This is a genomic window from Ruegeria sp. AP7 (assembly GCF_056539905.1).
On the sequence record NZ_JBQFVT010000002.1, the window covers coordinates 191,157 to 201,915 of the forward strand.

General features: G+C 57.7%; 11 protein-coding genes and 1 riboswitch. All 11 genes read left to right on the forward strand.

The window, feature by feature from the left end; translation table 11 throughout:
- Positions 1 to 165: 165 nt before the first annotated feature.
- The 11 genes from ACR0KN_RS05845 to ACR0KN_RS05895 all read left to right on the forward strand — a co-directional run bounded on the left by ACR0KN_RS05845 (position 166) and on the right by ACR0KN_RS05895 (position 10,667).
- On the forward strand, positions 166 to 1,557 hold the full coding sequence (locus ACR0KN_RS05845; RefSeq protein WP_480652073.1) for an aminotransferase family protein: 1,392 nt from the start codon (positions 166 to 168) through the stop codon (positions 1,555 to 1,557).
- Positions 1,558 to 1,851: 294 nt separating this feature from the next.
- Positions 1,852 to 1,972, forward strand: a riboswitch (TPP riboswitch).
- 101 nt (positions 1,973 to 2,073) lie between these two features.
- Positions 2,074 to 3,873 carry a phosphomethylpyrimidine synthase ThiC gene (thiC, locus tag ACR0KN_RS05850; protein WP_480652075.1) on the forward strand — a complete coding sequence of 600 codons (1,800 nt, stop codon included), beginning with the start codon at positions 2,074 to 2,076 and terminating at the stop codon, positions 3,871 to 3,873.
- On the forward strand, positions 3,870 to 4,838 hold the full coding sequence (locus ACR0KN_RS05855) for an FAD-dependent oxidoreductase (RefSeq protein WP_480652077.1): 969 nt from the start codon (positions 3,870 to 3,872) through the stop codon (positions 4,836 to 4,838). The genes thiC and ACR0KN_RS05855 overlap by 4 nt, the downstream gene beginning before the upstream one ends.
- Positions 4,807 to 5,004 carry a sulfur carrier protein ThiS gene (gene thiS / locus ACR0KN_RS05860; RefSeq protein ID WP_480652079.1) on the forward strand — a complete coding sequence of 66 codons (198 nt, stop codon included), beginning with the start codon at positions 4,807 to 4,809 and terminating at the stop codon, positions 5,002 to 5,004. Before ACR0KN_RS05855 ends, thiS begins: the two co-directional genes overlap by 32 nt.
- Before the next feature lies 1 nt (position 5,005).
- A complete protein-coding gene (locus ACR0KN_RS05865; RefSeq protein WP_480652081.1) occupies positions 5,006 to 5,773 on the forward strand; it encodes a thiazole synthase in 768 nt (255 codons plus the stop codon).
- Entirely contained in the window at positions 5,773 to 6,366 is a 594-nt protein-coding gene (locus tag ACR0KN_RS05870; protein WP_480652083.1) for a thiamine phosphate synthase, read from the forward strand. Before ACR0KN_RS05865 ends, ACR0KN_RS05870 begins: the two co-directional genes overlap by 1 nt.
- Positions 6,363 to 7,328: a ThiF family adenylyltransferase gene (locus tag ACR0KN_RS05875; RefSeq protein WP_480652085.1), complete on the forward strand. Its 966-nt coding sequence runs from the start codon at positions 6,363 to 6,365 to the stop codon at positions 7,326 to 7,328. Before ACR0KN_RS05870 ends, ACR0KN_RS05875 begins: the two co-directional genes overlap by 4 nt.
- Positions 7,329 to 7,336: 8 nt before the next feature.
- Positions 7,337 to 8,056 carry a bifunctional hydroxymethylpyrimidine kinase/phosphomethylpyrimidine kinase gene (gene thiD, locus ACR0KN_RS05880; RefSeq protein ID WP_480652415.1) on the forward strand — a complete coding sequence of 240 codons (720 nt, stop codon included), beginning with the start codon at positions 7,337 to 7,339 and terminating at the stop codon, positions 8,054 to 8,056.
- A 229-nt stretch (positions 8,057 to 8,285) separates the two neighbouring features.
- Entirely contained in the window at positions 8,286 to 9,101 is an 816-nt protein-coding gene (locus ACR0KN_RS05885) for an ABC transporter substrate-binding protein (protein WP_319546412.1), read from the forward strand.
- Position 9,102: 1 nt separating this feature from the next.
- Positions 9,103 to 9,936, forward strand: coding sequence for an amino acid ABC transporter permease (locus tag ACR0KN_RS05890; protein WP_010437538.1), 834 nt, complete (start codon positions 9,103 to 9,105; stop codon positions 9,934 to 9,936).
- The gene (locus ACR0KN_RS05895; protein WP_480652088.1) at positions 9,936 to 10,667 is read left to right on the forward strand and encodes an amino acid ABC transporter ATP-binding protein; all 732 of its coding nucleotides are present in this window, start codon (positions 9,936 to 9,938) and stop codon (positions 10,665 to 10,667) included. The genes ACR0KN_RS05890 and ACR0KN_RS05895 overlap by 1 nt, the downstream gene beginning before the upstream one ends.
- Positions 10,668 to 10,759: the final 92 nt, after the last annotated feature.

Below are 10,759 nucleotides of genomic sequence, written 5' to 3' on the forward strand. Positions count from 1 at the left end.
GAACAAACCCGTATTAATACGCGATTCTGGTACACTGGAGATATTCTCTGGGCTAATCTGGCCCTACTTCACGCGCACCATTCGCGTTGATCTGCAGTATCACGTCACTTTGCGCCCGCAGGGCTTTCACTGATTCCCGCGCGCCTTACTTTGAAAGGACATGTCATGGACGGCACGTTCAACGAAAACGATCTTTCCCGCGTAGTCGAAGCCGACCGCGCCCACATCTGGCATCACCTGATCCAGCACAAGCCGTTTGAGACCAACGATCCCCGTATCATTGTCGAAGGCAAGGGAATGCGCGTCTGGGATCAGAACGGCAAAGAGCATCTGGATGCCGTCTCGGGCGGGGTCTGGACGGTGAACGTGGGCTATGGCCGCGAAACCATCTGCAAGGCGGTTTACAACCAGCTGATGAAGCTGTGCTATTTTGCCAATTCCGCGGGTTCGATCCCCGGTTCGATCTTTGCTGAACAGCTGATCGACAAGATGCCGGGCATGAGCCGCGTGTACTACACCAACTCGGGCTCCGAGGCGAACGAGAAGGCGTTCAAGATGATCCGCCAGATCGCGCACAAGAAATATGGCGGCAAGAAAACCAAAATCCTGTATCGCGACCGCGACTACCACGGCTCGACCCTGGCGACCATGTCGGCTGGCGGTCAAGACGAGCGCACCGCGCAATACGGCCCCTTCGCGCCCGATTTCGTGCGCGTTCCCCATTGCATGGAATACCGCAAGCATGAGTTGGACGGCGCACCGGTCGAGAACTTCGGCGAATGGGCCGCAGATCAGATCGAAGAGGTCATCCTGCGCGAAGGCCCCGACACCGTTGGCGCCCTGTGCCTTGAGCCGGTGACCGCAGGCGGTGGCGTCATCGAAGCGCCCGAAGGCTATTGGCCCCGCGTGCAGGAAATCTGCAAGAAATACGACGTGCTGCTGCACATTGACGAGGTTGTCTGCGGCGTTGGCCGGACCGGCACTTGGTTCGGATACCAGCAATACGGCATCAAACCTGACTTCGTGACCATGGCCAAGGGCGTTGCCTCGGGTTATGCCGCGATTGCCTGCATGGTAACCACCGAGGAAGTCTTTGACATGTTCAAGGACGACGCGTCAGACCCGATGAGCTATTTCCGCGATATCTCGACCTTTGGCGGCTGCACCGCGGGTCCGGCTGCGGCGGTTGAGAACATGCGCATTATTCAGGACGAAAACCTGCTGCAGAACTGCATCGACATGGGTGATCGCATGATGGGCAACCTGCAGGCACTGATGGAAAAGCACAAGGTTATCGGCGACGTGCGTGGCAAAGGCCTGTTCCTGGGTGCCGAACTGGTTGCGGATCGCGGTTCCAAAGAGCCGGTGGACGAAAAGCAGGCACAGGCCGTCGTGGCTGACTGTATGGCGCAGGGTGTTATCATCGGTGTTACCAACCGTTCGATCCCCAGCCGCAACAACACGCTGTGCTTCTCGCCAGCGCTGATCGCAACAGCGGACGATATCGACCAGATCACAGACGCCGTAGACGGCGCGTTGGGGCGTGTCTTCGGCTGATCCTACAATACAAGCTACCCACTAGAGCACCGAAACCCGCCAAATTTTGGCGGGTTTCTTTTTCGGACATCTCCGTGGGTAAAGGCCGCTCGGGTCGGTGTAGAGCATCGACACTATTCTCGATTTAGCCAATACGGTTTCCGGTAGTGTTGATTGAGCGCTTCAATCCCAACTGAAACTGTCGTCAGACCAACCCGCCTGATTGCCCGCTATGCGGACAAAGTGTGCTTTCACCGCGATTGCGCGAAAGGTTGTTTCTTGAGACTTTACAAACCGGCTGTTCCATCCTATCGCAAACCTACGCAGGGGAGTCCCGCCCAAGGGACTGAGAGGCTGATTGGGTGAGAACCCGGTGATGCGACCCTTTGAACCTGACCCAGTTGACACTGGCGTAGGAAGCTAAGGTCGCACAGCCCATTCTGGCTTGCGCAACCGGAACACAAGGCACGTTTTGCCTTTGCCTCCTCCCAAACTCTTCTGGTGTCTTTTTGAGACCTGAGCTTGAGGAGCGCCAAAGTGAACGTACCAAACCCAAAAATCACCACCGATGAAATGCCCGCATCGCGCAAAATCTACGTCGCTGGCGAGTTGCATTCCGACATCCGCGTACCGATGCGCGAAATTTCGACTCATCCGACAGCCGGTGAAGCTCCGCTGCCTGTCTATGACAGTTCAGGCCCTTACACCGATCCGAGAGTGCTGACGGACATTAGGCAGGGTCTGGCACCAGTGCGCGCCGAATGGATCAAGGCGCGCGGTGATGTCGAAAAATATGAAGGGCGCGAGATCACTGATGCCGATAACGGCTTTGTTCACAAGGACAAGCTGACACCTGAATTTCCAGTCAAGACACGACCGCTGCGTGGTAAGGATGGGTTGGCTCCGACTCAATTGGCCTATGCACGGGCCGGGATCGTCACCCCAGAAATGGAGTTTGCGGCGATCCGCGAAAACCAGCTGCGCGAAACGTCACCTTGCCATCGGGACGGGAACGACTTTGGGGCCAATATCCCCGACTATGTGACGCCTGAATTTGTCCGCTCTGAAATTGCCGCAGGGCGTGCGATCATCCCGGCCAATATCAACCACCCAGAAACCGAACCGATGATCATCGGTCGAAACTTTTTGGTAAAGGTGAATGCCAATATGGGAACGTCCGCCGTGACCTCCAGCATGGAGGAAGAGGTCGACAAGATGGTCTGGGCCATCCGCTGGGGTGCCGATACGGTTATGGATCTCTCAACCGGGCGCAACATCCATAACACCCGCGAATGGATCATTCGCAATTCCCCAGTGCCGATCGGGACTGTCCCGATGTATCAGGCGCTGGAAAAGGTGAACGGTATTGCCGAGGATCTGACCTGGGAAGTCTTTCGCGATACTCTGATCGAGCAGGCCGAACAGGGCGTGGACTATTTCACCATCCACGCGGGTGTACGCCTGCATATGGTCCCCATGACGGTCAACCGTGTGACTGGCATTGTCTCGCGCGGCGGCTCGATCATGGCCAAGTGGTGCCTGCATCACCACAAGGAGTCGTTTCTTTATGAACACTTCGAAGAGATTTGCGACATCTGCAGTCGGTATGATGTGGCCTTCAGCTTGGGTGACGGGTTGCGCCCTGGCTCGATCGCCGACGCCAATGATGAGGCGCAATTTGCTGAGCTAGAGACCTTGGGTGAGCTGACGAAAATTGCCTGGGCCAAAGACTGCCAGGTGATGATCGAAGGGCCGGGCCATGTGGCCATGCACAAGATCAAGGAGAACATGGATAAGCAGTTGGAATGCTGCCACGAAGCGCCTTTCTATACGCTTGGGCCGCTTACCACCGATATCGCGCCGGGTTATGATCACATCACGAGCGGTATTGGCGCTGCGATGATCGGTTGGTTCGGTTGCGCCATGCTATGCTACGTCACGCCCAAAGAGCATCTGGGCCTACCAGACCGCGATGACGTCAAAACTGGAGTGATCACATACAAAATCGCCGCGCATGCCGCCGATCTGGCCAAAGGGCTGCCTGGCGCACAGCGACGCGATGATGCGCTAAGCCGGGCGCGGTTCGAATTCCGCTGGGAGGACCAGTTCAACCTGTCGCTTGATCCTGACACTGCACGCGATTTTCATGACCAGACCTTGCCCAAACAGGCCCATAAAGTAGCGCATTTCTGCTCCATGTGCGGGCCTAAGTTCTGCTCGATGCGGATTTCCCATGACATCCGTGCCGAAGCGCAAAGAGAGGGGATGGAGGCCATGGCTGCAAAATACCGCGAGGGGGGCGATCTTTATATGCCCGTCCAGGAACCGAGCGAATGATTACCATCGCGGGGGCCGGTCTCGCCGGCCTCACCTCAGCCTTGGAGCTTGCGCGGGCGGGGGTCCGGGTACGCGTGTACGAAGCCCGCACTGAGATCGGAGATGGGAGCGTTTCCCGGTTCGCCGGTGGCATGTTGGCTCCGTGGTGCGAGCGTGAAAATGCCGAGGAAGAAGTAATCACTCTTGGTGCGGGGGCGGCTGATTGGTGGGCGGACATCACACCCGTCACCCGTCTTGGTACGTTGGTGGTCGCCCCGGCCCGCGACAGGGCAGAGTTGACGCGCTTTGCCCGGCGCACCTTCGGGTATCGTGAGATGGACGTCGCTGACATCAGCGCCTTGGAACCGTCTTTAGCAGGCCGGTTTTCGCACGGGTTGTTTTATGAATCCGAGGCCCACCTGGATCCGCGACGCGCCCTGCGGGATCTGGCCGAGGCAGCGCAGGCTCTGGGTGTTGAGATCCTTCTTGGAACCAAAGCACCGGGGCATGTCGATCTGGATTGCACAGGTATTCAAGCCGCTCTGTCCGATCTGCGCCCAGTGCGCGGTGAGATGGCGATACTGCATTGCCCGGAGGTCACGATCAGCCGAACCATCCGCCTATTGCATCCGCGCATTCCGCTCTACCTCGTCCCGCGTGGGGACAACCACTTTATGATCGGCGGCACAATGATCGAAAGCTCGTCCGAGCGTCCGGTAACCCTGCGTTCGCTTTCCGAACTACTTGCTGCGGCATTTGCCATCCACCCTGGTTTCGCCGAAGCCAGCGTCATAGAGACCGGTAGCGGGTTACGCCCGGCCTTTCCCGACAACCTTCCTCGCCTTGTTCAGTGTGGCGACACTCTGCATCTGAACGGTCTTTATCGTCACGGCTTCCTTCTGGCCCCGGCAATGGCGGCAAGGGTGGTCCAACATCTCATTCCGGAGACGAAACATGCACATCATAGTGAATGCCAAAACGCATGAAGTATCTGCCGAAACGCTGGACGCGGCGCTTGTCGAGCTTGGCTTTATCAGTCCCGCCATCGCAACGGCGCTAAATGGCCAGTTTGTACCGGCGTCTGCGCGCAGCGTAACCGTGTTGAACATAGGCGACCGGCTGGAAGTTCTGGCCCCGATGCAAGGGGGCTGACATGAAAATCTACGATGTCGATGTTTCAGTGCCTTTGTTTCTAGGCACAGCGCAATACCCGTCACCCGCGATTTTGCACCAAGCGATCCGCGCCAGCGGTTGCGAGGTGGTCACTGTCAGCCTGCGTCGCGAAACAGCGGATGGGACAGGTGCAGGGTTCTGGGACATGCTACGCGCAACGGGTGCCCACATCCTGCCCAACACTGCCGGGTGCCATTCGGTGCAAGAGGCCGTGACAACCGCACAAATGGCTCGTGAACTTTTTGCAACCGATTGGATCAAGCTGGAGGTGATTGGCCACGCGGATAATCTTCAGCCGGATGTCTTCGCCTTGGTCGAAGCCGCACGTATTCTGACTACCGATGGTTTCAAAGTTTTCCCATACATGACGGATGACCTGATTGTGGGTGAGAAGCTGCTGGAAGCGGGATGCGAAGTCCTAATGCCTTGGGGAGCGCCCATCGGTTCAGGCCAAGGGTTGCGCACGCCTGATGCTTTGCGGACGATGCGTGCGCATTTTCCGGATGTTCCTCTGATCGTCGATGCCGGAATCGGACGGCCCTCTGATGCGGTACAGGCCATGGAATTGGGTATGGATGCGATCCTGCTCAATACCGCGGTGGCCAAGGCGGGTGATCCCGTCGGCATGGCACGAGCCATGGCCCTGGCGGTCGAGGCCGGGCGTGCGGGTTTTATCTCTGATCCAATTGATCGGAGAGATGCGGCCGTGCCTTCCACTCCCGTACTCGGCCTCGCGGAGTTGATGTGATGGAACGGTTCTATCTGATCACCGGCCATGTGGGGCGGTTGGAACTGTTGGTGCCTCAGGGTGTGAAGCTTGTGCAATTGCGCATCAAGGATATGCCAGAGCCCGAAGTTCGTCGTCAGATCGCCCGAGCCCGCGACATCTGTGCCGTCCATCAAGCCCAACTTGTGGTGAATGACTACTGGCAGGTGGCGTTGGATCTCAATTGTAACTTTGTCCACCTAGGGCAGGAGGATATGGACACTGCCGATTTTGCAGCCCTTCGTCGTGCGGGCGTGCGTATTGGAATCTCCACTCATGACGGAGCCGAACTTGAACGTGCCTTATCCTCCGATCCAGCCTATGTGGCGCTTGGCCCGGTCTATTCGACTCTACTGAAAAAAATGGAATGGAAGCCGCAGGGATTGGACCGTGTGACCCGATGGAAAACAAGGGCCGGAACCGTCCCGTTAGTCGCAATTGGCGGGCTGACCCCAGAGCGTGCGCCCGGTGTTTTTGCCGCCGGTGCGGATAGTGCCGCCGTGGTGACAGACATTCAAAGGTCCGCCGACCCCGAAGCCCGCACGCGCGAATGGTTGCGGGTGTGCAACACATGAGCAGGTATGCCCGCCAGATGCAGTTGCCCGAAATCGGCGAGGCCGGTCAGACCAAATTGGGCAAAGCACATGTCGCGGTCGTCGGGGCTGGCGGGTTAGGCTGCCCTGTCCTGCAATACCTGGTGGGCGCAGGCATTGGGAAGATCTCGATCTTTGATCCGGATGAGGTCGAAGAAAGCAACCTGCACCGCCAACCACTTTATGGCATGCCGGATATCGGCAAGCCTAAAGCACTTGCCGCGCGCGATGCTCTGCGCGCGCTCAATCCACAGGTGGAAGTTTCAGCAAATGTAGAGTCGATCGGCCCAACTAGAGCACCAGAGATCGCAGCCAAGGCGGATCTAGTGATCGACGCGGCGGACAGTTTCGCGGCCTCATATATCTTGTCAGATGCCTGTTTGGCTGAAGATACGCCGCTCGTCTCAGCAAGCGTTCTGGGGCAAACCGGATATGTCGGCGGGTTTTGCGGGGGCGCACCGTCTCTACGTGCCGTGTTCCCTGAATTGCCCGCAACCGGAGCGACCTGCGCAACTGCAGGTGTGCTGGGGCCCGTGGTAGGCGTCATCGGCGCATTGCAGGCACAGATCGCGATCAAAGTCCTTTTGGGTGCACAGCCAGCATTAGGGCAGATGATAACAGCAGATCTTTCTGGAATGCATTTTGGTGGGTTCAGCTTTCTGGGTAACCCAGAACCCGAAACTGCAATCCCTTTCATCGCAGAACCGATGTTGCAATGTTCTGACCTGATCATTGAACTGAGGAGCCATCACGAAGCACCTAAGAAAATCCGCCCAGAAGCTGAGCGCATTTCCGAAGCCGAATTGCGCAATCAGTTTCCGTTTTCAAGGCAAAGGGTAGTCTTGTGCTGCCAAAGCGGATTACGAGCTTGGCGGGCGGCAAAAGGCTTGCAGGCGCAGGGTGAAACCAACCTCGCTTTGTTGGCTGCGAGGGCCAGTAAATGAAGCCGATCATGATAATCGGCGGAACCGACAGTAGCGGGGGCGCAGGCCTGATCCGAGATGCCTGGGTGGCCCAAAAACTTGGATGTCAGGTCCTTCCCATTGTCACGGCGGTGACCGCTCAATCAGATGATATGGTGTTCAATACCCAGTTCATATCGACGGAAATGATCGCCAGCCAGATCAAAGCCGCATTGGCCACAACCGCTCCTGCTGCCATCAAGATCGGCATGCTTGGCAATGAAGAAATTGCTGATGCGGTTGACAACGCCATCCAAAGGCAATCGTGCCCCATTGTCCTGGACCCGGTGCTAAAATCCAGCTCGGGGCGTCAGCTCATGTCAGGGCAGTTTCCCAGAACGTTGCTGTCGCAGGCCCAGCTTGTCACCCCGAACCTACTCGAAGCGGCAGCGCTCTCAGGATATCCCGTGGCGGAGACCGACGATCAGATCGCGGCGCAGGCAGATTGGTTTTTGTACCAAGGAGCGCAGGCCGTGTTGATCAAGGGAGGCCATGCATCGGGTGAAACCTCCGACGATCATCTGTACACACTTACAGAGCAGAATATACTGACGGCACCGAGGCTAGAAGTAGCAACGATGCGCGGCACAGGCTGCGCAATGGCCACGGCGATCGCCTGCGGCCTGATCCAGTGGAACGATCTTATTTTAGCATGCAAGAGGGCAAAATCTTTCGTCCATAACTACCTCCGCGAGGCAATCAACATCTGATATCGTCGATACCAGTTTTGCCAAAACTGACATTCGGCCTCGACACTGCAGCAGTCACTTTGGAGCTCATTCCCAAATTTTGTTGCTGCTGTGTAGGCGGGCTTTCGATCATCTGAAATAAGATAGAAATCGAATCCAGTCGAAGCCCAATAGCTACGCATCTGCTGGACAGGCCCGACCGGCAGAACTACCGTAGCGGAAAAATGATCCAACAGGAGGATTCACTCGGATGTCCAAGACACTCACGATCGCGGCAAGTACAGTTCTGTTTCTCTCGACGGCAGCATATGCGCAGGACCAATGCGCCGCTGGCAAGACACTGACAGACGGCAAATTCACCATCGCAACAGGCAACCCTGCCTATTACCCTTGGGTACTTGATGACGCGCCCGAAAGTGGCGAGGGGTTCGAGGCAGCCGTTGCTTATGCCGTGGCTGAAGAAATGGGGTTCGCAGCTGATGATGTCGTTTGGGTCCGCTCGTCCTTCGACGAGGCGATCCAGCCTGGCGCCAAGGAATTCGACGTCAACATGCAGCAATATTCGATCACGCCCGAACGGGATCAGGTGGTTGATTTCTCTGCCCCTTACTACACCGCCCCGATGGCGGTTCTGGTCAGCCCCAATTCAACCGAAACTGCCCCAACGCTCGAAGCGTTGAAAGGCCTGCAATGGGGGGCCGTCGGCTCGACCACAGCGGTTCCAAAACTGGCCAGCATCATCCAACCCGACAGCGATCCGCTGCTTTATGGCGACAATGCGGATGTCAACGCCGCCATGTCGGCCAACCAAATCGATGCGGCCCTGTTCGACCTGCCCACCGCCCTGTTCCTCAGCGCGGTTATGATCGAAGGCTCGAAAGTCATCGGTCAGTTCCCGGCGGATGAAAATGACAACCCCGATCATTTCGGCATGCTGATGGAAGAAGGCAACCCGCTAAAAGCCTGCGTGGACGAGGCGCTGGCAGCACTCGCAGCAAACGGCAAATTAGCCGAGATCGAAGCCGTATGGCTGCAGGACACCACCGGTGTCCCTCTGATCAAGTAACATGGCAGATCACAAGGCGGCGGGGATGACCCGCCGCGAACGGTACGAGGCGCACCAACGGCGCAGGTCGTTGGTGATCGCCACGATAAGTACGGTCACAGTTGTGGCCGCGATTTACTTTCTGGTGCCGTTGGCGCCGGGCTGGTCGAAGGTTCAGCAGAGCTTTTTCAACGGCGAGACATTGGTCAAAACCTTCCCAAAACTGCTTGAGGCATTTCGGATCAACGTGATGATCTTTTTGTGGTCCGCACCGGCCATCGCGGTGCTTGGGCTGCTGATCGCATTGGCGCGGGATGCCAAATCCCCCGCCCTGTTTCCTCTGCGCATCTTTGGCGCGGCGTTCACCGACATTTTCCGCGGCGTGCCAGTGATCCTGACGGTCTATCTGATCGGCTTCGGTATTCCGGGGCTAGGCCTGCCGCGTCCATGGAATTCGCCTTACATCTGGGGCTCGCTGGCGCTGATCCTGACCTATTCGGCCTATGTGGCCGAAATCTTCCGTTCCGGCATCGACAGCGTTCATCACAGCCAGCGCGCCGCAGCTTTGTCGCTGGGCCTGTCAGAGCGGCAAGTGATGCGCGACGTGGTGTTGCCGCAGGCCATCCGCAACGTGGTGCCATCACAGATGAACATGCTGATTGCACTGCAAAAGGATGTCTCGCTGCTCAGCTTCATCGGTCCGGTCGAAATCTTCCGTCAGGCCGGGGTGTTCAAATCACTGCTGGCGAATTTCACCCCTTATGTGGGGGCCGCGATTATCTTCCTGATCGTCACCATTCCGGCCACCCGCTATGCCGATCACCTGATGGCCCGCCAAATGCGAGAGAGGCGCTGATGCCAAAACTGGAACTTCAGGGCGTAGTGAAACGCTTTGGCGACCGCACAGTCTGTGATGGTATCAATCTGACCGTGGATGAGGGCCAGATGGTCTGCCTGATCGGCGCATCCGGGTCGGGCAAGTCGACTCTGCTGCGTTGTATCAACCTGCTGGAACCCATCGAAGACGGCGCAATCTTTCTGGATGGCGAGGATATCTCGATCCCCGGTCTGAACCCGCAATCGGTTCGCGCCCGCATCGGGATCGTTTTTCAAAGCTTCAACCTGTTTCCGCATATGACCGCGCTGGAAAATGTCATGCTTGCCCCGCGCCGGGTGCGCGGGCTGACGCGCGCCGAATTGCACCCCGAGGTCGAGGCGCTGTTCGCCCGGTTCGGACTGGCCGACCGGATGCATAATTATCCTGACCAGTTGTCGGGCGGTCAGCAGCAGCGCGTCGCCATCGTGCGCGCCCTGGCCATGCAGCCCGAGGTCATGCTGTTTGATGAGATCACATCGGCCCTCGACCCGCAACTGGTGGGCGAGGTGCTGGATGTTCTGCTGATGCTGAAAAAACAGGGCATGACGATGATGATGGCCACGCATGAGATGGGCTTTGCCCGCGAGGCCGCCGATAAGATCTGTTTCCTCGACAGCGGTCGGATCATCGAAGAAGGCCCGCCCGAAGCGGTGTTCGACCACCCCTCGCACCAGACCACGCAGGCCTTTTTGGCGCGGGCGTTGAAGTAAGCGCCCGGGCTCTGAATCCCTGACGATCTGGCCCTCAAGGACTCGACTCTTTGAGGGCCTAGAACATATAAGAACAAATATAGAACATTTGG

Excerpts from the sequence above, each read along its gene's own strand:
- ACR0KN_RS05845 (WP_480652073.1), top strand. The coding sequence starts at position 166 with ATGGACGGCACGTTCAACGAAAACGATCTTTCCCGCGTAGTCGAAGCC.
- ACR0KN_RS05855 (WP_480652077.1), top strand. The coding sequence starts at position 3,870 with ATGATTACCATCGCGGGGGCCGGTCTCGCCGGCCTCACCTCAGCCTTG.
- thiS (WP_480652079.1), top strand. The coding sequence starts at position 4,807 with ATGCACATCATAGTGAATGCCAAAACGCATGAAGTATCTGCCGAAACG.
- ACR0KN_RS05865 (WP_480652081.1), top strand. The coding sequence starts at position 5,006 with ATGAAAATCTACGATGTCGATGTTTCAGTGCCTTTGTTTCTAGGCACA.
- ACR0KN_RS05870 (WP_480652083.1), top strand. The coding sequence starts at position 5,773 with ATGGAACGGTTCTATCTGATCACCGGCCATGTGGGGCGGTTGGAACTG.
- ACR0KN_RS05875 (WP_480652085.1), top strand. The coding sequence starts at position 6,363 with ATGAGCAGGTATGCCCGCCAGATGCAGTTGCCCGAAATCGGCGAGGCC.
- thiD (WP_480652415.1), top strand. The coding sequence starts at position 7,337 with ATGATAATCGGCGGAACCGACAGTAGCGGGGGCGCAGGCCTGATCCGA.
- ACR0KN_RS05885 (WP_319546412.1), top strand. The coding sequence starts at position 8,286 with ATGTCCAAGACACTCACGATCGCGGCAAGTACAGTTCTGTTTCTCTCG.
- ACR0KN_RS05890 (WP_010437538.1), top strand. The coding sequence starts at position 9,103 with ATGGCAGATCACAAGGCGGCGGGGATGACCCGCCGCGAACGGTACGAG.
- ACR0KN_RS05895 (WP_480652088.1), top strand. The coding sequence starts at position 9,936 with ATGCCAAAACTGGAACTTCAGGGCGTAGTGAAACGCTTTGGCGACCGC.